Source organism: Klebsiella sp. 141162 (assembly GCF_050600755.1).
Taxonomy (GTDB): Bacteria; Pseudomonadota; Gammaproteobacteria; order Enterobacterales; family Enterobacteriaceae; genus Klebsiella; species Klebsiella aerogenes.
Genome location: NZ_JAQIRI010000011.1, coordinates 32208 through 53810 on the forward strand (window position 1 = coordinate 32208; position 21603 = coordinate 53810).

At 51.6% G+C, this 21603-nt stretch carries 23 protein-coding genes; 3 read left to right on the forward strand and 20 right to left on the reverse strand.

Annotated elements, in window-relative coordinates; translation table 11 throughout:
- Position 1: 1 nt before the first annotated feature.
- From PGR23_RS21600 to PGR23_RS21665, 14 genes are all read right to left on the reverse strand, one after another.
- Positions 2-1165, reverse strand: coding sequence for a NapC/NirT family cytochrome c (locus tag PGR23_RS21600; RefSeq protein ID WP_006798114.1), 1164 nt, complete (start codon positions 1163-1165; stop codon positions 2-4).
- A gap of 225 nt (positions 1166-1390) precedes the next feature.
- The gene (gene ccmI / locus PGR23_RS21605) at positions 1391-2257 is read right to left on the reverse strand and encodes a c-type cytochrome biogenesis protein CcmI (RefSeq protein ID WP_045395133.1); all 867 of its coding nucleotides are present in this window, start codon (positions 2255-2257) and stop codon (positions 1391-1393) included.
- Positions 2254-2721 (reverse strand): cytochrome c-type biogenesis protein, encoded by a 468-nt coding sequence (locus PGR23_RS21610; RefSeq protein WP_047044404.1) that lies wholly within the window; start codon positions 2719-2721, stop codon positions 2254-2256. Before PGR23_RS21610 ends, ccmI begins: the two co-directional genes overlap by 4 nt.
- Positions 2718-3275 (reverse strand): DsbE family thiol:disulfide interchange protein, encoded by a 558-nt coding sequence (locus tag PGR23_RS21615; RefSeq protein ID WP_015370115.1) that lies wholly within the window; start codon positions 3273-3275, stop codon positions 2718-2720. Before PGR23_RS21615 ends, PGR23_RS21610 begins: the two co-directional genes overlap by 4 nt.
- Positions 3272-5227 carry a heme lyase CcmF/NrfE family subunit gene (locus PGR23_RS21620; RefSeq protein ID WP_430915657.1) on the reverse strand — a complete coding sequence of 652 codons (1956 nt, stop codon included), beginning with the start codon at positions 5225-5227 and terminating at the stop codon, positions 3272-3274. The genes PGR23_RS21615 and PGR23_RS21620 overlap by 4 nt, the downstream gene beginning before the upstream one ends.
- Positions 5224-5700 carry a cytochrome c maturation protein CcmE gene (ccmE, locus tag PGR23_RS21625; protein WP_015703212.1) on the reverse strand — a complete coding sequence of 159 codons (477 nt, stop codon included), beginning with the start codon at positions 5698-5700 and terminating at the stop codon, positions 5224-5226. Before ccmE ends, PGR23_RS21620 begins: the two co-directional genes overlap by 4 nt.
- A complete protein-coding gene (gene ccmD / locus PGR23_RS21630; protein ID WP_045395139.1) occupies positions 5697-5921 on the reverse strand; it encodes a heme exporter protein CcmD in 225 nt (74 codons plus the stop codon). The genes ccmE and ccmD overlap by 4 nt, the downstream gene beginning before the upstream one ends.
- Complete coding sequence (locus PGR23_RS21635) at positions 5918-6664, reverse strand: heme ABC transporter permease (RefSeq protein ID WP_045378274.1); 747 nt, start codon at positions 6662-6664, stop codon at positions 5918-5920. The genes ccmD and PGR23_RS21635 overlap by 4 nt, the downstream gene beginning before the upstream one ends.
- A 33-nt stretch (positions 6665-6697) precedes the next feature.
- Positions 6698-7357 carry a heme exporter protein CcmB gene (ccmB, locus tag PGR23_RS21640; protein ID WP_045378271.1) on the reverse strand — a complete coding sequence of 220 codons (660 nt, stop codon included), beginning with the start codon at positions 7355-7357 and terminating at the stop codon, positions 6698-6700.
- Positions 7354-7977 (reverse strand): cytochrome c biogenesis heme-transporting ATPase CcmA, encoded by a 624-nt coding sequence (gene ccmA, locus PGR23_RS21645; protein WP_045395142.1) that lies wholly within the window; start codon positions 7975-7977, stop codon positions 7354-7356. Before ccmA ends, ccmB begins: the two co-directional genes overlap by 4 nt.
- Before the next feature lie 184 nt (positions 7978-8161).
- A complete protein-coding gene (locus PGR23_RS21650) occupies positions 8162-9544 on the reverse strand; it encodes an MFS transporter (protein WP_047050258.1) in 1383 nt (460 codons plus the stop codon).
- A gap of 27 nt (positions 9545-9571) precedes the next feature.
- Complete coding sequence (locus tag PGR23_RS21655; RefSeq protein WP_396279477.1) at positions 9572-10552, reverse strand: hypothetical protein; 981 nt, start codon at positions 10550-10552, stop codon at positions 9572-9574.
- A complete protein-coding gene (locus tag PGR23_RS21660) occupies positions 10549-11691 on the reverse strand; it encodes a hypothetical protein (RefSeq protein ID WP_045395149.1) in 1143 nt (380 codons plus the stop codon). The genes PGR23_RS21655 and PGR23_RS21660 overlap by 4 nt, the downstream gene beginning before the upstream one ends.
- A 49-nt stretch (positions 11692-11740) precedes the next feature.
- Entirely contained in the window at positions 11741-13168 is a 1428-nt protein-coding gene (locus tag PGR23_RS21665) for a bifunctional 2-methylcitrate dehydratase/aconitate hydratase (RefSeq protein WP_047044395.1), read from the reverse strand.
- Positions 13169-13579: 411 nt separating this feature from the next.
- Here PGR23_RS21665 and PGR23_RS21670 point away from each other — a divergent pair, with 411 nt between their 5' ends.
- On the forward strand, positions 13580-14467 hold the full coding sequence (locus PGR23_RS21670; protein ID WP_047044392.1) for a LysR family transcriptional regulator: 888 nt from the start codon (positions 13580-13582) through the stop codon (positions 14465-14467).
- 218 nt (positions 14468-14685) lie between these two features.
- On the opposite strand, the gene PGR23_RS21675 is transcribed toward PGR23_RS21670, so the two are convergent.
- From PGR23_RS21675 to PGR23_RS21695, 5 genes are all read right to left on the reverse strand, one after another.
- The gene (locus PGR23_RS21675) at positions 14686-15900 is read right to left on the reverse strand and encodes an acyltransferase family protein (RefSeq protein ID WP_047078457.1); all 1215 of its coding nucleotides are present in this window, start codon (positions 15898-15900) and stop codon (positions 14686-14688) included.
- Between the two features lie 114 nt (positions 15901-16014).
- Positions 16015-16851, reverse strand: coding sequence for an MBL fold metallo-hydrolase (locus PGR23_RS21680; protein ID WP_047044388.1), 837 nt, complete (start codon positions 16849-16851; stop codon positions 16015-16017).
- A 10-nt stretch (positions 16852-16861) separates the two neighbouring features.
- The gene (locus PGR23_RS21685; protein ID WP_045395158.1) at positions 16862-17188 is read right to left on the reverse strand and encodes a hypothetical protein; all 327 of its coding nucleotides are present in this window, start codon (positions 17186-17188) and stop codon (positions 16862-16864) included.
- Positions 17189-17229: 41 nt separating this feature from the next.
- Positions 17230-17793, reverse strand: coding sequence for a peptidylprolyl isomerase (locus PGR23_RS21690; RefSeq protein ID WP_047078456.1), 564 nt, complete (start codon positions 17791-17793; stop codon positions 17230-17232).
- 94 nt (positions 17794-17887) lie between these two features.
- Positions 17888-18670 carry an alpha/beta fold hydrolase gene (locus PGR23_RS21695; RefSeq protein WP_396279476.1) on the reverse strand — a complete coding sequence of 261 codons (783 nt, stop codon included), beginning with the start codon at positions 18668-18670 and terminating at the stop codon, positions 17888-17890.
- A gap of 325 nt (positions 18671-18995) precedes the next feature.
- On the opposite strand from PGR23_RS21695, the gene PGR23_RS21700 reads away from it, so the two are divergent.
- Together PGR23_RS21700 and PGR23_RS21705 are read left to right on the forward strand one after the other, a co-directional pair.
- A complete protein-coding gene (locus tag PGR23_RS21700; protein WP_045395163.1) occupies positions 18996-19790 on the forward strand; it encodes an SDR family NAD(P)-dependent oxidoreductase in 795 nt (264 codons plus the stop codon).
- 329 nt (positions 19791-20119) lie between these two features.
- The gene (locus PGR23_RS21705; RefSeq protein WP_047078453.1) at positions 20120-20728 is read left to right on the forward strand and encodes a hypothetical protein; all 609 of its coding nucleotides are present in this window, start codon (positions 20120-20122) and stop codon (positions 20726-20728) included.
- 50 nt (positions 20729-20778) lie between these two features.
- Here the strand turns inward: PGR23_RS21705 and PGR23_RS21710 are convergent, their stop codons facing one another.
- A complete protein-coding gene (locus PGR23_RS21710; RefSeq protein WP_047044377.1) occupies positions 20779-21540 on the reverse strand; it encodes a transporter substrate-binding domain-containing protein in 762 nt (253 codons plus the stop codon).
- Between the last annotated feature and the right edge of the window lie 63 nt (positions 21541-21603).

Here is a 21603-nt window from a genome sequence, read left to right on the forward strand (position 1 = left end):
CTTATTGTTTGTCCTGATTGGCCGCTGCTGGCATGTCGCTCGCATGTTTTTGTACGTACTGGGTCAGGAGACGAACCTGTTCCTGAGTCAGTGAAGTACGGCCGGACATACCTTTAACCACCCCAATCCACTGGTTGGCGTTAAAGCGATTCAACTCGGTCAGGCCATGACAGCCGGTACAGTTGTTAGCCATTAATTCAGAAGCGTAACTCCAGATTTTTTGTTGATCGCCAATCAGATTTTTCGCCGGCAGCCAGACCTGCAGATCGACTTCATGCCAGACCTGTTTGGTCTCTTCATCGGTAACGGAACCAGAGACTTTTAACGCTTTGCGAGCCTCTTCGCCCAGCAGCGCGCTCATAATGCGTTTACCGCGCGCGGCGTAGAAGGCTTCGGTAACGCCATCCTGTTGCCAGCCATGAACATCCGCCAGCACCATGTCGCCTTCACGTTTCACCACTTTCACTTCAGTGGAGGCCATCAGGTTACCGTCGTTATGGTCACCCGCTTTCTCGCTCAGCCAGAACGGCTGGGTCTGAATGGTGTAAAGAGTGGTCGCGGTCGCCGGGGTTTTCGCCGCCGCGTTAGCGAGCTCGCTCGCCCCTGCCGCCGCCAGGCCGCTCATGTTCGGCAGAATATGCGCCACGCCTTTATGGCAGTCGATGCAGGTTTCGCCCTCTTTGATCGCGACCGGGTGCTGCTTACGGGCTTCAGGAGTCTGCGCCAGAATATCCATCGCTTTATAGTCGTGGCAGGAACGGCAGGTCGCCGAATCGCTCTTCTTCAACCCATCCCAGACGCTCTGGGCCATCGCCAGTTTATGCGCCTCGTATTTTTCCGGGGTGTCGATTTTGCCGGTCATTTCACCCCAGACATCTTTCAGGGCGCCAATTTTGGTTAGCATATAATCGATCGGCTGATGAGGAACGTGGCAATCGGCGCACTCGGCGCGAATACCTTTATCGTTCTGGAAATGCACGCTGCCCTGATATTCCGCCAGAGGCTGCTGCATGGTATGACACGACACACAAAATTCGGTATCGCTGGTTTTATGCATAATAGTCGCAGTGCCGGCCAGCAACACCACGCCAATAATGATCCCAACCAGCAAGGCGATAAATATAATTTTTCGCCTACCAGAGCGTTCCAGTGAAAGTTTACTCATCTTATTATTTAACCCTTTTCCTAAATGAAAGACGCAAAAGTCCCTGCCAGATGGCAATCGTTATATAAATAAATCTATAACGATTGCACTCACCTTCTAATCCAACTGTGTTTTTGGAGATTTTCGGAGCCAGGATAATCAGCCGGGGATGATTATCCTGTGATTTCAGAGCGATAACCCATTGCAAATCCAATATGCCTTCGAGCAATACTCACGTTATTTTAATTATTTCAGTGTAGCGGCTTGTTCTTTTTTCGCCCGGTCAATACTACGAATGATAATTTCACGTTGAGTATCATCCGCCGGTAACAGTTGCAGCATCAGCTGCCACGCCGCGATCGCTTTGTCATACTGCTGATGTTCAAAGGCGTTAAACGCCGCGAGGCTAAGCACCCGCACATCGTTATGATTATTCTTCAGCAACGTATCGAGCAGTTGCTGGGCTTCACGGCTATCGTTGGGATCCGTAGAGTGAAGTAACGCTTCGGTGTATCCCAGCTGCGCATCGGCGTTGCCTGGCGCCAGCTGTCGTGCCTTATCAAACGCCTGTAACGCGGCGCCTGGATTATTGAGCACCAGTTGCAGCCTGCCGAGCATCGTCCAGCTCAGCTGGTCGGCCGGGTATTGCTGCAGGCGGGTACGTAACCCCAGCGCCAGTCGAAACAGCTCTTCTTCCGACAACGGTTTGCCCTGCGGATCCATCACCCGCTGCATCAGCTGCGGCGTTTGCTGGACAACTTGCTGCCACTCAACCACGCGGGTCATGTAACTCGTTCGGATAAAAACCCCTACGCATAAAGAGGTTAGTATAATAACCCCAAGAATATACACCCAATAACTACTATTTTTGTGATTCGTTTCGGCAGATTCAGGCAAATCTTCCAATAAATTCAAGCGTAAATCGTCAACCAGCTGCTGTTGCTGCGCCGCGTTCACCGCTGAAAGATCCTCATCAAGCTCCTGCAGGCGCGCCCGATAAATCATATGGTTCATGGTATTGCGGTCAACGCGCTGCCTGCCGCTCCACGGAATAAACAGCAGAGCCGCGGTTCCCAGCAGTAACACCAACATGATGAGCAAAGCGACAATCATTTCAGGGTCCTTTTATTGTCATCAAGCAGCGCCTTTAAGCGTTCCTGTTCCTGCGCGCTCAGCTCGCTGATGCGTTCAGCCCGTGAGCGACGGCTTAAACGGAAAATCACCAGCGCGCCGCCCACAACGAAACAAGCCGGCAGCAGCCAGAGGATAATCGTCGCGGGGGTCACCGGCGGTTCGTAGGTCACGAAGTTGCCGTAGCGCGCCACCATGTAATCGGTGATTTGCTGATTGCTTTGTCCCTGCTCCATCAATTGCCAGACCTTTTTGCGCATGTCGGCGGCAATCATCGAGTTCGAATCGGCAATACTGTTGTTCTGGCATTTCGGGCAGCGTAGCTGTTCGGTCAACTGGCGGAACTGCTGCTCCTGGGCTTCATCTTTAAATGGATAGGTATCAATCGCCGCCAGCGCCTGAAACGAGAGCAGCGCCGTCAGTAAAGTGATGAGCAGATATCTCACGCGCCCCCCTGCTGGCTGTATTTATTCCACAGCGGCAGAATCTCCTGCTGCCAGACCCGCTCGTTCACATCGCCGGCATGGCGGTAGCGGATAATGCCTTTGCCGTCGATGAGGAAAGTTTCCGGCGCGCCATACACGCCAAGATCCAGCCCCAGCATGCCGTCGCCGTCAAACACCCCCAGCGCATACGGGTTGCCCAATTCGTGCAGCCAGTTCACCGCTTTCTGGCGATCGTCTTTATAGTTGATGCCAACGATGCGAATACCCTGCGCCGCCAGGGAGCGTAAATACTGATGCTCCGCCCGACAGGTGGGGCACCAGGTGGCCCAGACGTTAATCAGCACCGGCTTACCATTGATAATGTTAGAGGGATCCAGCATGACATCCGGTTTTTCCAGTGACGCCAGGCGGAAATCCGGCAGAGGCTTACCCACCAGCGCCGATTCAAGCACGGTAGGATCGTCGCCGTCGCTGTTGCGCATTAGTTGCCACATCAGCGCCGCCGCCAGAATCAGAAAGATAGCCAGCGGTAAATATAAGACTTTGCGGTTCATGACGCGTTCTCCGGCAGTGATTTACGTAAGCGGTAACGTGGGTCCAGAATGCACAGCACGCCGCCAAACGCCATTAACATCCCGCCGAACCAGATCCAGCGAACAAAAGGTTTATAGTACAAGCGCACCGCCCAGCTACCGTCGGCCAGCTCTTCACCCAGCGCAGCGTACAGGTCGCGTACCAGCTCGCCGTCGATGGCGGCTTCGGTCATTTCCATGCGGCTGCTGCTGTAAATGCGCTTCTCCGCCCGCAGCGTACTCACGTGACGGCCATTCTGCGAAACTTCGATCACCCCTTCACCGCCAAAGTAGTTCGGCCCGGTGATATCCCGCACGTCACGGAACACAAAGTGATACTGGTGGATATCGACGCTATCGCCCGGCTTCATCCGCACGTCGCGTTCGATGCTGTAATTCTGACTGAAGGCGATGCCAATGACGGTGACCACCAGCCCTACGTGGCCGGCGACCATTCCCCAGTGACTGCGTCCGAGGCGGGTCAGCCCGCGCCAGAAGGGGTGGCGGTCGGTGGCGCGCTCCACCACTTCCATCACGGTAAGCACGAATGCCCATAGCGACATCAGCAGGCCAACCACGGTCATGGCTTTAATACGATCCTGCATCAGCCACGGCAGTGCGATGGCCAGTACGATGGCAACCACCGCGGCAATCAGCAGCCGCTTACGCAGCTTGTGGAATTCATCGCGACGCCAGCGCACCAGCGGCCCGATGCCAAGCAGCAGCGAGAACGGGATCATCAGCGCAATAAAGAGGGAATTAAAGAACGGCTCGCCGATAGAAATGCTGCCTAATCCCAATAACTTATGTATCAGCGGCAGCAGCGTTCCCAGCAGTACCACCAGCATGGCGGCAATCAGCAGCACATTGTTGCCCAGCAGCAGCGACTCGCGCGACCACAGTTCGTGACGCACCCGGGAGCGTACCTTGCCGCCTTTGATGGCGAATAACAGCAGCGAACCACCGATAGTGATCACCAGCAGCGCCAGAATAAACATGCCGCGCGTAGGATCAGAAGCGAAGGAGTGTACGGAAATCAGTACCCCGGAACGCACCAGGAAAGTGCCCAGCAGGCACAGCGAGAACGCCAGAATCGCCAGCAGCACGGTCCAGGATTTAAAGCTGCCGCGCTTTTCGGTGACCGATAGCGAGTGGATCAGCGCGGTTCCCGCCAGCCACGGCATCAGGGAGGCGTTTTCTACCGGATCCCAGAACCACCAGCCGCCCCAGCCGAGCTCATAATAGGCCCACGCAGACCCCAGCACGATACCGACCGTCAGAAAGCTCCACGCCGCCAGCGTCCACGGCCGTGACCAGCGCGCCCACGCGCTATCAAGACGCCCGGTCATCAGCGACGCAATGGCGAAAGCGAAAGCCACGGAGAAGCCCACGTAGCCCATGTACAGCATAGGCGGGTGGAAGATCAGCCCGATATCCTGCAACATCGGGTTCAGATCGCGCCCTTCGATGGGGAAATCAGGTAGCGTGCGCACGAACGGATTTGAGGTCAGCAGGATAAACGCCAGGAAGCAGAAGGAGATCATCCCCATCACCGCCAGCACGCGCGAAGAGGCTTCCAGCGGAATATTACGGCTCAGGGCCGCGACCGCGCAGGTCCAGCCGCTCATCAGCAATACCCACAGCAACAACGATCCCTCGTGCGCCCCCCAGGTCGCCGCGACGCGATACCACACCGGCAGCAGCGTATTCGAGTTACTGACGACATACAGAACGGTGAAGTCATTCACCACAAAGGCGTACACCAGAATGAGAAACGCCCCGAGGATGGCGGCAAACATCGCTACCGACAGCGGCTTCGCCAGCGCCATCATCCGCGCATCCTGCCGCATCGCGCCCCAGCTGGGAAATAGCGCCAGCAGGCAGGAAATGCCCAACGCCAGGCACAGCAGGAAGAGGCCGATTTCAGGGATCATTGCGCGGCTCCCTGCGGCTTCTCAGCCGGATGATGATTCTCTTCCATCGCTTCTTTCACTTCCGGAGGGGTGTAATTTTCATCGTGTTTCGCCAGCACTTCTTTCGCGCGGATATGCGTCCCGTCCTGCAGCGTCCCCTGGGCTACGACCCCCTGCCCTTCGCGGAACAACGCCGGCAGGATCCCGGTATAGCTCACCTCGACGACGCCGCGGGCATCATAGAGTTTGAAGGTCACATCGAGGGTTTTATCGTCACGCTTCACGCTGCCGGGCATCACCATGCCGCCGATACGTAGACGCTGCCCCGGCTCTGGCTTCTGGCCATTTTCCCGTTTGCCGTATATCACTTCGCCCGGTGTATAGAAGAGATCGATATTGGAGCTTAATGCATACATCACCAGACCAACGGTCAGCGCCAGCCCCCCAATCACTCCGCAGGCGAGCCAGAGACGTACTTTACGCCGAGGATTCACAACGCATCTCCCTTCATTGACCTTTGCTTACGCGCCGCCGATACCCGGCGCTCGCGCGCCATCTGCCGGCGTATATCCGCCAGTAGCGCCCGGCGCTGCCAGCGGGTGTGGATGAACAAAATCAGCAGCGCGATGACCGTCACTGCAACCGCCAGCCAGACATAAAAGGCGTAGCCGCCCATCTGCCAGAAATCGCTCCAGGAGTGAAAAGCGCTGGTCATGAGTTCTCCTCACGCTTACTTGCGCCAGCCAGCGCCACGACCCACGGGCGGCGGCGCTCCTGCAACAGAATTAAATTACGCATACGCATTAATGTCAGAGTAATAAAGAGGAATAAGAAACCGAAAATGGTTAAACGCAACGGCATGCGCATCGACGGGTCGATGGTTTTCTGCATATTGGTCGAGCCCTGATGGAGGGTGTTCCACCACTCCACGGAATAATGAATAATCGGCAGGTTGACCACCCCGACCAGCACCAGTATCCCGGCGGCGCGCCCGGCCAGCCGGCGATCGTCAAAAGCGTGATACAGGCCAATCACCCCGACGTATAAAAACAGCAGGACCAGTTCGGATGTCAGACGCGCATCCCACACCCACCAGGTTCCCCACATCGGTTTTCCCCACGCGGAACCGGTCACCAGCGCTATAAAGGTATAAACCGCGCCTGGCAGCGCCATCGCCATCACCGCTTTATCCGCCATTTTCATCTGCCAGACCAGGCCGACAAAAGCGGTCACGGCCATTGAGCCGTAAATCCCCATCGACCACATCGCCGCCGGGACGTGCAGATACATGATGCGATAGCTTTCACCCTGTTGATAATCTGCCGGGGCGTAGACAAATCCCCAGACGCAGCCCACCACCAGAAACAGCGCGCTGAGGATAGCCATCAGCGGAATGCATCGTCCGCATACGCTATACAGGCGCTCTGGAATGGCGAGTTGATGTAACACTTTCCACATTTTTTTTGCCTCATTGCCCCGAGGGAACGGGAATTATTGCACGCTAATTCTGAGTGCCGCCGCGGTAGCAAACGGACTTAAAGTGGCGCTTCCTGCCAGAAAGGCGCCAAGGATGGCCATATAGCCGTCAACCGGTAACTGCATCTGCGCCGCGCCCACGGCGGCGGTGGCGAAAATCAGTAACGGAATCATCAGCGGCAGCACCAGCAGGCTCAGCAATACGCCGCCGCGCCGAAGGCCGACGGTCAGCCCCACGCCGATGGCGCCAATAAAGCTCAGCGTTGGCGTGCCCATCAATAGCGTCAGGGCCAGCACCTGCCACTCCGCCGTCGAAAGTCCAAATAACATGGCGATCAGCGGAGAGATTATCAGCAGCGGCAGCCCGGAGACCACCCAATGCGCCGCAATCTTTGCCAGCACCACCAGCGACAGCGGTACCGGCATCAGCATCATTTGCTGCAGCGAGCCATCCAGCCAGTCATCGCGAAACAGCCGGTCCATTGCCAGCAGCGAAGAGAGCAGCGCCGCCACCCACACAATGCCCGGCGCAATCTGCCGGAGCAGCTGCGGTTCAGGGCCGATACTGAGGGGGAACAGGGTGATAATAATCAGGAAAAACCACAGCGGGTTGATAATTTCGGCGTAATTGCGAAAGGCAAGGCGCAGGTCGCGCCAGAATATCTGCTTGATCATGCCGCAGCCGCCTCATCGTCATTCAGCATAATCGTGCGTAAGGGAACGCAGAGCGGGCGCAGGGGTTGATGGGTGGTCAGGATGACCGCACCGCCCTGGCCGACGTGCTGCTCCAGCCGGGTGGTCAGCGTTTGTACGCCAGCCGCATCGAGCGCGGTGAAGGGTTCATCTAAAATCCAGAACGTCGCCCGGCTGAGCCATAGTCTCGCCAGCGCGACGCGCCGCTGTTGCCCGGCGGAGAGTTGCGCTACCTGAACATCTTCAAAGCCCACCAGCTCAACCTGCGCCAGCGCCTGCCAGCGCGCCTCAATGGTCGCCTCGGGATGGTAAAAGCGCAGATTTTCGTCCGCCGTGAGCGCCCCTTTCACACCAACCTGATGACCGAGCCATAAGAGCTGCGCGTGCCAGCTATCGCGAGTACGCCGCAGCGGTTTGCCCTGCCAGAGAATTTCCCCTTCTTCTGGCGTCGATAACCCGGTTAAGAGATGTAATAACGAGGTTTTTCCCGCGCCGTTGGGGCCTGAAATTTGAATAATCTCGCCTGGCTGTACCGAAAACGATAAGTGGGTAAAAAGGGTTCGTTCATCCCGCAGGCAGGCGATATTTTGTATGTCCAGCATCAGAAAGCAGGTCCAGTCCGGGCGTCAGCGCATTCAAGTGCCTTATTATAACGAAAGAAAACAATCTGTTTTGCTGAATGTATTAAAAATTTTATACCGGAGCTAAGCGGGTAAAAATGCTAAAAACACATAATCGAACATGCCAGTAGCGGTTGCATTTTCACCACTACCGGCATTCCCTTCTTTAGCGATGCAAGCGTAAGGTGCTGGCAATAGAGGATATTGCCGCAATAGCGCAGGCGAAGCCAAACACATAAACGGCAAACTGTGCGCCGCCTGGGCCGGTTAAGCCGTTCAACAGCGCAATGACCATCGCCACCAGCGCCGCACCGATGGACTGCCCTGTCGTCCTGGCCGTTGATAGCACGCCGGAGGCCGTTACCGTGCGATTTGCTGAAACATTGGCAAACATCTCCTTGTTGTTTGGCGGCAGGAATAAGCCATACCCCACCCCGCAAACGGCAACGCGCCACAAGAAATCATTCACCGTCGCGGCGTGCGGCAATAGCGCCAACGACCCTAAGCCAAGACAAAAGATAACCACCCCGACGGTAGAAATTTGCGTCGGATTAAAACGGTTTGACAGTCTTCCCGCTACCGGGGCGCAGAAGGCGACAGCTACCGGCCACGGCGTAAAGATAAACGCCGATTCAAGCACTGAATAGTGATAGCTATGTTGCAACACAAACGGTAAGCCGACCAGCGCCATTCCCTGAGCCACGAACATAGAGACGGATGAAAGCACCGCAAAGCTATATTGCCGTGAACGAAATATATCAAGCGGCAATAAGGGGTGCTTTGCTCGCGTCTGGACGATAATAAAGAAGGCAAATAACGCCACTGACGCCGCCGCGCAATAGATAAGCGTCAGGCTCTCCCAGCGGCCAATTTGATCGACTGCCACCACCATCAAGCCCAATGCCGCTGCCGAACTCAGAGCCCCTGCCCAATCAAAGCCCTTCTCCTTTTCGTTATCCGCCCCTAATGAAATCAGGGAGAAAATAATCGCAGCGCCGCCAAGCGGGATATTGATATAGAAAAGCCACGGCCAGGAAAGATACGAAATGATAAGTCCGCCCAACGCCGGACCGATTGCCGTGCCAACCGCAAAGGCCAGCGCATTCAGCCCGAATATCGTTCCTAGCGCGCGAGGTGGAAAAATAACCCGATATAATCCCAGCCCCACGCTTATCATGACCGCATAACTTACCCCTTGTAGTATCCGCATGGTAACCAGTACGCCAAAGGTCGGCGCAAGGCTACAGCCCAGCGAAGAGAGCGTAAATAACACCATTCCCGCCGTGTAAAAACGCTTCTCACCGATTCTGCTGCCCAGGGACGCGCAAATCAGCATCGTCGCCGCGCTGGCTACCTGATAGCCGTTGGTGATCCAGATACTGGACGCCGAATCGACCTGTAACGCACTGGCAATGGTGGGCAATGCGATATTGACAATAGAGCTATCCAGCGCCGCCATCAGCACGCCAATTAATATGGCCGCGGCGGCTAAATAGCGCCTCGGCGCCTCAAAACCTTGATCAAGAGTACTACTACTTACCAACGACATATCCGCAGGTCCTTTATTAGAATGAAATTACGCGCACAGACTTTCGCTCGCGACGCTCGCCCCTTCGAGATAGGTCAGCATCCCAAGCATAAGTACCTCCTCAGGCCGGGCGATAACCGGAGAGCGCGGCGTTTTCCACGGCTGCTTGCTGCCATTAATACGGATGCTCCTGAGGAAGCAGTAAGCGGTGAGGACATAAAAGCGATGACGCATATTCTCGCCCATTATCGGCAGCAGCCCGGAAATACCGCCAATTTCCGGAATTTCGCTGAGAATATTGCCGTAATCCTGTTTCGCCAGAACAAACATGAGTGCGTCAGACATCGGTACCATTTTCACTGCGTCTTCAACCTCGGCTGCCAGCTCATGCCAGAACGAAAAAGCAAAGCGCGAAAAGCCGAAAAGGGGATCGAGGCCACTGACGGAAAAATCAGGATCGATGAAATGAGTCAATGAACGTTCTTCGTCATAAAGCACGTTGCCAAAGTGAAAATTGAAATGAGCCTTTTCTACCGATCGAAATTCTTCACCACGCGCCATCTCGATCGCTTTTTCGATAACCTCTCTGGCGGTAATGCTAAAACGGACGCCATTCAGTAAAACCGGTTTATCAAACAGATCGTGCGCAAATCGCGTAGCTTCCCACTCCTCCTGCAACCTGGCAGGCATATCGCTGACCCCTGCAGGTTGGTTTTCTATCTCCAGTCCAATCGCGGTTTGGATGTTCTCCAGGGCATTCAGAACTATTTTGCGCCGCGCCGCGAGCGTCCTTTGTTCATCAAGCACGATAGCCGATAGCGGAAGTGAGGCTTTCTTTTCCAGAACATAAAACTGACGTCCGGCGGCAACTCCCTCGTGTAACACCGGCACCATCAGTTCCGGATAAAGAGCATGTAATGCGCGGATTTGCTCAACCTCAGCCTTTAGCTTGCTATTAAAATCAGGAGACATGGCGGTTTTCACCACAAAACCAGAATTTAAAAAATCAACGGTATGGGAACGTGTCATTTTTCAATCTCCTGAAAGGTTGCCACCGGTAGACCTTGGGCAATATTGCGCGCAACGGCGCGAACAACTGCGGTATACCCTACCGAATTGTTAACAAAGGACTGGATAATCACTTCGCTCAGATTCTGCTTCGCCAGATATGCGGGTCGAAGAATGAGTAAATGGTTAGCGTCAGAGAGAATTGTCGAACAGCGGCGCTCATAAGCATAAGCGCGTCCCCCAAGAGGCGACCGCGAGGCCATCACTACATGAGGATGCAGCTTGTTCACGCGCTCAATAGCGGCTTCAATTAAACCAGTCGTTAAAGCACCGTTATCTTCGACGATAAAGCGGTTAATCTGATAGCCAGGGGCATGAACTGGCGCGCGAAGCGACACCGTATTCACCAACGGCGCCCACGGCATAACTTTTTTCTGGCTCATGGCAATTTGCGAGAAGCTGGGACGCAGATTGTCGCGAGCATCCTGCATACGGCCTTCAAAGGAGCGAGTGCCAAGTACGCCATTCGGCGTATCTGGATGCACAATATCGGTTTCAACCGACACAATTTGCGAAGCGTTGCCATGGATAGCATTTAGTGCCTCAACCACAACACGTAATGAAGCATGCATCCCATTGGTCTGGCAGGAACCCAGACAGTACATACCAGAACTTACTACCTTACGCTGAATCGTACTGATATCGTCACTCGTCAGATCGCCAAGGCAGCCATAAATACTTTTTAGGCTATCAGCCTCAGCGACACCCAGCACTACATTGGCCAGCTCCTGCATGTTGCGAGCCACAGGACTGTGCTGATCCATATCCTGTTTGCTGGTGGCAATAAAACCGATATCAAAGCGCCCGTTAACGGGTGGGCACACTTTGGCTAAATCGCCAAAGAAGAAATGAATTTCACGACCGTCAATTTGCAACGTATCGTCATTGATTATCTCGACCCGGGATTGAATGCCAGGTTGCGCCATCGCCAGACGCGCCACAATGCCATCAATCGGACGTAACTCCGGATAGTGTTTATCAGTAGCAGGCGGATTCGTTACTACGGTCTGCACCACGAAACCATCATTCTGCGGATCGTTTTGAATCAACAGATTTGCGCCAATCTCTGCACCACAGCCAACCAGTATTGCCTTTTTCACTTCATTCACCTTTAGCGTTATAAATTTATGTCAATGATTCAGAAATGGATTAATGCCAGGAAAAAAGTTTCAGGAACTCATTAACAGACATAGTCTCAAGCGCCGGGCCAGTGGTCAGGATATCGGCCAGTCTGTCCGCCCGATCGCGGAGCGGGCTGTCTGAAAGATTCAGATGGAATTTGGTTAACAGTGCGTCAAAACACTCCTCACGACGGCGGACGTGACCAAGCGGATATTCAATAAGCTCGGCAATCTCCTCCGTCATTCCACGACATTTAATGTACAGCGCATTCGGGATCGCGCGTTTTTCTGGGTCGTAGTAGCTTTCGGTAAAAGAAGGACGTTCAGTGCAGGTAATTTTGTGGCGTAAGGCTTCCAGTTGCGGATCGCAGGCCAATGGCTCATGGAAATCCCTAATCGTCAGATTTCCAGTTTGTAGCCCTACCGCTACCATATATTGCAGGCAGTGGTCGCGATCGGCTGAGTTATTCAGCACACCTGATTTATCAATAATTTGAATCGCCGGACGCGTCGTTTCTACGCGAACATATTCGATTGATTCAGGTGAATAACCGGCGGCAAGTATTTTTCCACGCAGGTTAATTGCCGCCTCGACCGCGGTCTGAGCATGATATTCAGCAGGATTGGGAACTTTAAACAATATATTATTGATGACGAAGTCTGAGAGATCTCGCGTCAGGTTGAACGACTGACCGCGTAGCACCGCGTCATCAAATCCCCAGCGTTTAGCCGTTAACGCCGTCGGATACCCCATTTCATCTGCCTGGGCAAACAGCGCCAATTGCAGTCCGCGAGCTGTGGCATCGCCGGCGGCCCATGATTTACGGGTGCCTGCATTAGGTGCATGTCGGTAAGTTCTGAGCGCATGGCCATCAATAATCACGTTGGAAAGCGCACTCAGCGCCTGATCCTTCGATAATCCCATGATCTGTGCAGCTGCAATCGCCGAAGCCACCTTGACCAGCACGACATGATCAATACCTAGCGCATTAAAACAGTTCGACAGGCACAGTACGCCATGAATTTCATACGCCCTGATCATGGTGTTCAGAACCGCCGCCATACTTACCTCTGGCTGGGCGCTATCGGAGAGGCTCCGCCACGCGGCAGCGGCCAGGATTGCCCCAAGGTTATCGGACGGATGTCCCCACTCTTGCGCCAGCCAGGTATCGTTAAACTCAAGCCAGCGGATCATCGAACCAATTTGAAAAGCCGCTTCGATTGGCCCTAACCGCAATGGCGTCCCCATGACCGGGACCCCCTGAGGGTTGCGACTGAATTGCGCGCTGCGCATGAGTCTGGAACAGTCGGCATCTGTAGAGGCGGCTATCGCGCAGCCAATTGAATCCAGCAGACAAAAACGCGCCATCCGGAGCGTCTCATTATTAAAGGCTGTTTGCTCGTAGGCATAATCAACCAGATCGATCATTATTTTATCAAACTCAGCGTGCGCCATGTTTTATCCCATAAACGAAATGAAGGTTTCATCAATACGAGTAATAAAGGCCAGAAAAGCGAGATGACTGAATACAAGAGGATGCGTAACCACTTGATTATAAAATGAATAATTGGCCTTACTGAATAAATCGTAATTGGCGCAGCAATAAAAAACCAGCGAATAAAATCGAGGTATTCATCGAAAAGATTGATACCTTAATGATATTCAACAGAGCATGGCTCATTGCAATGGAGATTCAGGGCATACGAATTGATATACGAATAAGCTTATTGATGTCGAACGTCTTCGCTGTGACGCTCTCTTGCCAGCACTACCAACACTGGCAATTAGAAACATGATGACAAAACAAACGTCACAAATTATAAATACCATTGCAACATTAAACTAACCTTTAGCATGAGGTCTCAAATGAAGCTAAGTGAACTTCTTGCGTTCGTGACGGTGGTGGAGACAGGGAATATAACCCAAGCCGCAGAGCGCCTGAATCGAGTGCAATCAAGCATTTCCCACCGAATACGAAGTCTCGAGGACAACCTGGATGTCACCCTGTTAGACAGGAAAACCGAAGGATGCACTCCCACAGCGCAAGGCCAGATACTTTATGAGTATGCACTCAAAATTCTGAACCTGGCGGACGATTGCAAAAACAACATTTCCTACTCTAAAAGCAGTCAGTTGACGATAAGAGTTGGAATAATTGAATGTTTACCCCCCTATATTATTAGTTCCTTGATTGATTTAGGCCAGGAGCTGGGCTGGAACATCGACATATCAATCGGCAACACAATTAGTTTGCTCAGCGCCTTTGATAAAAACGAATTTGATGCGGTAATTATTGGAGCCGGATTTTCCAATACACAACATGCACGTTCCATATTGCTCTCAAGCGAGCTGGTAATTATCACCGAGAAAAATCAACCTCCCATTACTGATATCTCCAGTCTGGATGGCGAAGTCTTTTTGCTCAGTAGTAAAAAATGTGCAACGTCTACGCGCAACTTCAATGTGCTGTTCAATGAAGGCAATATCACGCCAAAACGTGTCGTTGAATGCGGATCTTATCCAGTGCTGTTCTCAAGCATTGCCGCGGGTAAAGGGGTATCGTTGGTGTTGCGCTGTTCTATTAGTAGTGAAGTTAAGAGCAAGATTAAGATTCATCAGCTCTCCGGGCAGTTCAATGACTTCAAAATAGAGTTGGTGTACCGAACAGACTGTGCCTATCTGGATATCGCCAAATTCACCGGTATGATGACCTCTGTGTTCCAGGATCCTCGGCTGCGCGATATCGGTTATTAACTAACTCATATGAACTGCATAAATTATGCTCGCACCACATTATAAAATACACCTACCTATTGAAGACGATCGGTAAAGGTGATTAGCGGGGATATGTTGTCATTCAAGGAAAATCTTGTAGAAAGCTGCGGCTTTCATACTGATTAAGCAGTAAAGCGTGGGAGTGCATCTCATTGACGCATGCCTCCCACCAGAAATGCTGAATATTCAATCTGTCATCATGAGGGTTCGCGCAGGCTGACCAACCTTCTTTCCCGAAACTTTGCCAGAATCGTTTTCATCATTGGTACTTCGAAGTATTTGTATAAAAAAGCGGCGAAAGCAATTGACAGAACCAGAGCAACAGCGATAAGCCCAATCCCTTCAGCTAAATCAAACTTTCTTCCTGCCGTTAAATTCAAAAAATAAAACAGTACTAAGAAATGAACCATATAGAATGCATAAGAGATCTCTCCTAACCAAACCGAGGTTGGCGAATTCAATGCAGTTTTCCTGGTTTTCAAGTCATCGCCGGCAAAAGAGGTAATTAACAAGCAAACAGGAATGATAAATACGACACTCATACTAAATTGGTATGGAATATACATAGAAGCAATATACGTTGCCACCAGTAAAGCAAGTGATACCGTTTTCGACAACATAATTGCCCGGCCATTGATGAGTAGTCGTGCAGCAAACATACCGGCCAGAAACTCAAAAATACGTGCCGGAGGGAAAATATACGAAATCCAGAAATGATGTTGGGAAATAGGGAATGCTCCCATCATTTTATTCGGTTCAGCCCACAGATAGATCGCAACCTGGACTGCTAACGATGCCATTGTGACCAACAACAGAGCAAATAAATCATGCTTTGTCGGGATCGTCTTCATAATCCGGTAAAGGAATGGAAAAGAGAGATAAAACATCGCTTCGATGCATAAAGACCAACTCGGCCGGTTACCAACGAAAAAGTAATGTACATCGTTAAACCAGGTATTCACCAACAGCAGATTGGTCGACCATAATTTATATTGATAAATACTGACTGCACCAATTAAAAATGCAACCAACCATGTCAGGAAATGTGTTGGATAAATTTTAGCAAAACGCCGCAGATAAAAATCACCAACGGTATCCGTATCTTTCGCGGACCATACCATGATAAACCCGCTCAAAATAAAGAAGTATGACACTCCCAGCCAACCAGCTTTACCGACAATAACGGTATAGATATGTTGAATCGTCGGATTGGCGAATGGGGCGAGATCGCTGGGCAGTGATGCATGAAATAAAAAAACTAAAAAAGCAGCCCAAAACCTGCTTCCGGTGATGGAAGGAAGCTTAGGCCGCACTGAAAATGCTCCTGCCGCTATTGATTGCATCCCTGGCGTGATATGTGCTTCACCGTAAAGCTTATCACTACTCATTTCTTTTGTTATTACAGAACTCATTACACTCCTCCACAGATGGTATTTTTATATCACCAAGTTATTCTGAAATAGAAAGATGATTACTGGTATAAAAATTAATAACGGCAAAGCAGCATCGACTCAGATTAATGTCTATTACTCATCGGTAATAATGCAATATCCTGTGTTAAGCTTTTTAATATAACCAAAACCCTGCTGACCAAAATGCATACCGCCAACAAGAACTTGATCGGAGCTGGCCATCTCAAGGATGCGCGCACGCGTCTCCGCTGCCAACTGTGGATCATAATCAAAGGCGATAGTGACATCCGGCTTTAATAGCTGAATATGTGGGAAATGCACAATATCCCCCCAAATCAATAGGCTGTTATGACTCCCGACAATGCTATAGCCGGTATGTCCAGGTGTATGGCCTTTCAAGGGAATAGCATGTATGCCGGCAAGCACTTCACCATCATCAATTAACTGAAGCCGATCTTGATACTGTTTAAAAACGCTGCGCGCCAACAGGAAATTACCTTTAACGCGATCGCTGACCGTCGCAAACTGGTTATCGTCTTGCAGATAATCATATTCATCACGACTGATGAATAGCTCCGCGCGAGGAAATATAGCTTCTCCCTGAGCATTAACCAGGCCACCAATATGATCGGGATGAGCATGAGTGAGTAGAACGGCATCAATATCATCTGGTTGCAAGCCCAGTTTAGCTAAATTCTTAACTAAACCGCCCCCCCAACCTTTAATGCCACCAGCACCGCTATCAATGAGGATATTCTTCCCCTGCTGTTGCACTAAAAAGGTATTGATATGAACTGAATTTGGTTCCTCAGGACAGGATTTTTGCTGAATGGCCCTGCACTCCGTTTCATCTACATTTGCCAGTAGCCCGAAGTCAACCTGCAAGTAGCCATCGCTAACCGCAGTCACTAAGACATCCCCAAGGTCCTTCATTGGCAATTTTTCATTCATATTTTATCCTTTAATTTTTAGCGAAAATATTATTGGCTTGATAAAGGAAACAGCGAATTCTCGCCACAACGCCGATCCTCTCTTTAATTAACAAATCTACCTGATGTAAAAATTCATTCATCACCGGCTCGCTACGAAATATTTCTTGTCTGAGTTTTGCCTCGACATAAACCGGCGTACCATAGCCGATTTCAGCAGTGAGATAAGTAATGTGGATATTATTGTCTTTAGCTTGCAGTATCTCTTTGGCTAAATTTGCCAGGGCAATAGAAAATTCAGCAAAGGCGGCGGAATCCAACCGATATCTTGCTGATGTAGATACAGTAATACTGGGCATTTAGAAACTACTCCTGCAACAGGTATTTTAGCAACGTGGAACTACACGGTATGGGTAGTCACCAGACGCATGCGTTTAATCACATCCGGATTAACCACCGTGCCCAACTCGGCATCACCACGGCGGAGTTTATCCACCCATTCCATTCCTTTGGTAACCTGACCAAAGACGGTATAGTTTTGATCTAAATATCGAGCGCGGGTTGAGGTGATAAAAAATTGATGGCAAGCGCTGTGCGGATTTCGCGATCTGGCCATGCCAATAGTGCCGCGTTCAAACGGCAAATGATTAATCTCCGCAGCCAGTTTTGGCATTACGCGGGGATCAAACCGTGTATTTTGTAGCGGCTCACCAGTTTGCGCCATAAACCCATCAATAACCCTGGAAAAAGGCATACCATCATAAAATTTAGACTGTACGAGTGTCTTAATCCGCGCCACATGATTAGGGGCAATATCAGAAAATAACTTTATCGTGACGATGCCACTATCCAACTCCATCTCAATAGTATCATCTGCAGAACCTAGCCATTTTAACGCGGCAGGCAACGCGACGGCTCCCGCACATAATCCCAGGCAGCCGCCAATAAATAACCGACGATTCATATCATTTACTCCATTCTGGCGACAGAAATTACCGCCTGTCGCTGCATTTGCTCATTAGCCGCGCTGATTGGCCCCTTATCGCGGCATTGATCTATTAATGTGTTTGCGCTTTCTCAATAAATGTAATGATCTCATCGGTAAGCGCATCCGGTTTTTCTAAATTAGGTAAATGTGAAGCGCCGGGGATAACATGTAATTCGGCATTACGCTTTTTCGCCAGACGTTGCGCGTAGTCTTGCGGAGTCAGCTTATCTTCCGCTCCCCTGACTATAACCGCACTAACATCATGGATATTCATATTAGTCAAATCAGTATCGGCAATAGCTAAAGAACACCCGGAGAAAGCTTCGACCGTTGTATTGCGCAGCATTTTCCTCAGACCGTCAGCCTCAGGCGAGTCGATAAATTGCGGCGTGACCCAATTACTGATAATTCCTCTCTCAAGGTGCTCAAGACCATGCTGGAAAACATCCTCCGCCCTTGCGCGCCATAGCGAGGGCGGAGCGGCATTCACCAGCGAAGTATCAATAATCACCATTCCCTGTACGCGTTGCGGTAATTTGAAGCCAATCCATTGTGCTATCGTGCCGCCAATTGAAACACCGACGACATAGAACTTATTGATGTTCAGATGATCGACGACAGCAATAACATCATCGGCAAGATCTTCCATTGAAAAAGGCAACGCGTCGACGGCACTGAGTCCATGTCCGCGAATATCCAGGCGGACTACTCGATAACGCTCGGTTAATCGCGGCATTTGCAGATCCCAAAGATGCATATCCGTTCCTAACGAGTGAAGAAGAATCACTGTCTTCGCATTTTCTGGGCCCTGTACATCGACGTGCTGAGTTAATTTCAGTGGTCGGATAAACATTTAAAATCTCCGTATGCTTATTTTTACTTTTATCATTGACTCCGGATGCCGGTACACAGGCTCAGACGCACGGTTATACCAAAGGAATGTTTATCTGTTTAAGCTATCCCGCAAGCGCACTCATCAGGAAAAACGTGAGGTTATTTCCCGCATTAACATCGGATAAATGTTCTTATCTTGTTAGTACTGCTAGTATTATTAGAGTAATTTAATCCTGTGCTCTAACGGATAATTTCGATATCGCTATCGAATTTGTTGATGTGGTAAAGCCCCCCAATTCCCACCTGCTACGCTTACTACTCCATTCCATAAAAAAGGCTCAACCATGAATATTGATTTATCGGGGAAAGTCGCGCTGGTGACGGCGTCCACGGCCGGTATTGGTTACGCCATTGCGAAGGGGCTGGCGGCCAGCGGTGCGGAAGTGATTATCAACGGCCGCAGCGAACATAGCGTTAATGCGGCGATGGCGCGGCTGCAACAGGAGGTGCCGGGATTCAGGCCCTATCCCGCAGTGGCCGATCTCAGTGACGCCGCCGGGGTGAGTCAACTGCTGCAGGCGGTGAATGAAGTCGATATCCTGGTGAATAACGCCGGTATTTACGGCCCGCAGGATTTTTACGCCACCGATGACGCCACCTGGGAAAACTACTGGCAAACCAACGTGATGTCTGGCGTTCGCCTGTCACGCGCGCTGTTGCCCGCCATGGTGCGTAAAGGCTGGGGACGGGTGGTCTTTATCTCTTCCGAATCGGCACGCAATATTCCCGCCGACATGATCCACTACGGCGTGACCAAAACCGCGCAGCTGTCGCTGGCCCGCGGGCTGGCGAAATACGTCGCCGGCAGCGGCGTCACCGTAAACAGCGTGCTACCCGGCCCGACCCTCTCAGACGGTTTTGCCGAAATGATGAAAGAGGAAGTCGCCCGCACCGGTAAGCCGCTGGAACAACTGGCGAAAGAGTTTGTTATGGCGCAGCGCCCCGCTTCCGTTATTCAGCGTGCGGCCTCGGTGGACGAGGTGGCCAATATGGTGGTCTACGTCTGTTCGCCGCAGGCTTCTGCCACCTCCGGCGCCGCGCTGCGGGTCGATGGCGGCGTGGTCGATGATATTGTCTGAATTACCCGCTAAGCAGGGGGAGAAAGCTCCCCTGAGATTGATGACAAACCTCATGCAACCGTTGGACTTACAGATTGCAAGAGACAAATAACAAGGAAAATCAATTTATTGGTTTTCGGCTGATAACCACAAAGAAGGAAAAACCACGCTTTTTCCTTCTTTGTCAGCAGTCTGGGGGGAGCAAAGCTCCCCTTTCTCACCTGCAGTTGCGCTATTTAGCGCTAAATAGCTCAAAAGGTTTAAAACACGCCGCGATGTCGCACAAAGTGAACAGGAAGCAACATTCATGATACTTATCATTGCTGTTTTGAACATAAATAGTGGTGTTAATGTCTGTCATCAGAAGCTTACTTTTCTTTCTCGGCGCGGCGGCGGCTTCCGCCATCGCGGTACTTTGTTTGTGGGTGGATATCCGGGTGTTTGGCAACGATATTCCGGAGATTTCGCTTACCGAGGTGGTGCAGGAGGGCGTGCTGGCGATAATCGTGCTGATTCACTTCCTGCTGGCGAAAAAATATGAGCTCCTGCGCTACTGTAATATCCTCGTTGGCGGCTTTTTCCTGGCGATGCTGATCCGCGAACTGGACGCGCTTTTTGACCTTATTTCTCACGGTAGCTGGGTATGGTTCGCGCTGGCAACGACGATAGCCGCGCTAATCGTTCCACTGCGCCATTCTCGTCAAACGCTGTCGCAACTGGCGCAATACACCCGCACGCCTTACTACGGCATGATGATAAGCGGCCTGCTGGCGATTCTGGTCTTCTCACGACTGTTCGGCATGCATGGCTTATGGTACGCCGTACTTGATGAGAACTACGCGCGGGTGGTGAAAAACACCGTTGAAGAGGGTAGCGAGTCGTTCGGCTACATGCTTTGCCTGACCGCCTCGATTGGCTACTACTGCTACTTCCGCTATCAGGCGCGACAGAAAAGCTAATCCACAGCGCCGCCAGAATCTGATGCTCTGGCGGCAGCGCGAATCATGAATTACCCCTGAATTTTCCACTTCCGCTTGAGCACATTTTTGTCCTGGCTATCCAGCCAGTGGTTCACTTTCTCAAGCAGCGCCGGATTATCCTTATTCATCATATAGACCTTATAGCTGGCGGTACCGGGAAACGGCGTCTCATTCGCTACGCAGAATACGCCGGGCTCCTTGCTCTGGTAATACTCCCCTTCAATCAGGTCGGTCACCATCATATCGGCCGTTTTTTGCCGTAGCGCCTGCAGATTATCGACATTGTTCTGCACGCGAATGATCTGCGCATGCTTGATGTGCTCATCAACGAAACTTTGGTTAGTGCCGCCGGGGTTCACAATCACCTTCACATTCGGCTGGTCGATTTTTTCAAGGCTGCCGAGCGCTGGCGCGGCGCTGCAGTTAGCGAGGGCGATTTTGCCATTGGCCACCACCGGATGGCTCAGGGAGAAATCTTTCGCTCGTGCCGCCGTCTCCGTTACGCCGCCCATGGCGATATCAAACTTATCGGCTTTTAAATCAGTCGATAGCGTTGGCCAACTGGTGATGATAAACGTCACCTTCACCCCCAGCGTTTTACCCAGATCGTGCGCCATATCGACGTCGTAGCCGATAAGTTCGCCAGCGCCGTTATGAAACGCCAACGGCGCGTAGTCCCCCGGTACGCCGACTTTTAACTCGCCGCTTTGTTGAATCGACTGCATATCGCGCGCATGGCCCGCCAGTGCGGCCAGGGATAGCGTCAGGGCAAGCACCGCCTTCACTTTCATTTTATGATCCTTTTTTAATCATCAGTTTTTTGGTTATCACTCTGTCTGTCGCTGACGGCAAGC

Excerpts from the sequence above, each read along its gene's own strand:
- ccmD (WP_045395139.1), bottom strand. The coding sequence starts at position 5,921 with ATGACCAGCGCTTTTCACTCCTGGAGCGATTTCTGGCAGATGGGCGGC.
- PGR23_RS21615 (WP_015370115.1), bottom strand. The coding sequence starts at position 3,275 with ATGAACCGCAAAGTCTTATATTTACCGCTGGCTATCTTTCTGATTCTG.
- PGR23_RS21710 (WP_047044377.1), bottom strand. The coding sequence starts at position 21,540 with ATGAAAGTGAAGGCGGTGCTTGCCCTGACGCTATCCCTGGCCGCACTG.
- PGR23_RS21600 (WP_006798114.1), bottom strand. The coding sequence starts at position 1,165 with ATGAGTAAACTTTCACTGGAACGCTCTGGTAGGCGAAAAATTATATTT.
- ccmB (WP_045378271.1), bottom strand. The coding sequence starts at position 7,357 with ATGATCAAGCAGATATTCTGGCGCGACCTGCGCCTTGCCTTTCGCAAT.
- PGR23_RS21655 (WP_396279477.1), bottom strand. The coding sequence starts at position 10,552 with ATGACACGTTCCCATACCGTTGATTTTTTAAATTCTGGTTTTGTGGTG.
- ccmA (WP_045395142.1), bottom strand. The coding sequence starts at position 7,977 with ATGCTGGACATACAAAATATCGCCTGCCTGCGGGATGAACGAACCCTT.
- PGR23_RS21670 (WP_047044392.1), top strand. The coding sequence starts at position 13,580 with ATGAAGCTAAGTGAACTTCTTGCGTTCGTGACGGTGGTGGAGACAGGG.
- PGR23_RS21675 (WP_047078457.1), bottom strand. The coding sequence starts at position 15,900 with ATGAGTTCTGTAATAACAAAAGAAATGAGTAGTGATAAGCTTTACGGT.
- PGR23_RS21665 (WP_047044395.1), bottom strand. The coding sequence starts at position 13,168 with ATGGCGCACGCTGAGTTTGATAAAATAATGATCGATCTGGTTGATTAT.
- PGR23_RS21620 (WP_430915657.1), bottom strand. The coding sequence starts at position 5,227 with ATGATCCCTGAAATCGGCCTCTTCCTGCTGTGCCTGGCGTTGGGCATT.
- PGR23_RS21690 (WP_047078456.1), bottom strand. The coding sequence starts at position 17,793 with ATGAATCGTCGGTTATTTATTGGCGGCTGCCTGGGATTATGTGCGGGA.
- ccmI (WP_045395133.1), bottom strand. The coding sequence starts at position 2,257 with ATGATTGTCGCTTTGCTCATCATGTTGGTGTTACTGCTGGGAACCGCG.
- PGR23_RS21695 (WP_396279476.1), bottom strand. The coding sequence starts at position 18,670 with ATGTTTATCCGACCACTGAAATTAACTCAGCACGTCGATGTACAGGGC.
- PGR23_RS21650 (WP_047050258.1), bottom strand. The coding sequence starts at position 9,544 with ATGTCGTTGGTAAGTAGTAGTACTCTTGATCAAGGTTTTGAGGCGCCG.
- PGR23_RS21700 (WP_045395163.1), top strand. The coding sequence starts at position 18,996 with ATGAATATTGATTTATCGGGGAAAGTCGCGCTGGTGACGGCGTCCACG.
- PGR23_RS21680 (WP_047044388.1), bottom strand. The coding sequence starts at position 16,851 with ATGAATGAAAAATTGCCAATGAAGGACCTTGGGGATGTCTTAGTGACT.
- PGR23_RS21705 (WP_047078453.1), top strand. The coding sequence starts at position 20,120 with ATGTCTGTCATCAGAAGCTTACTTTTCTTTCTCGGCGCGGCGGCGGCT.
- PGR23_RS21635 (WP_045378274.1), bottom strand. The coding sequence starts at position 6,664 with ATGTGGAAAGTGTTACATCAACTCGCCATTCCAGAGCGCCTGTATAGC.
- PGR23_RS21685 (WP_045395158.1), bottom strand. The coding sequence starts at position 17,188 with ATGCCCAGTATTACTGTATCTACATCAGCAAGATATCGGTTGGATTCC.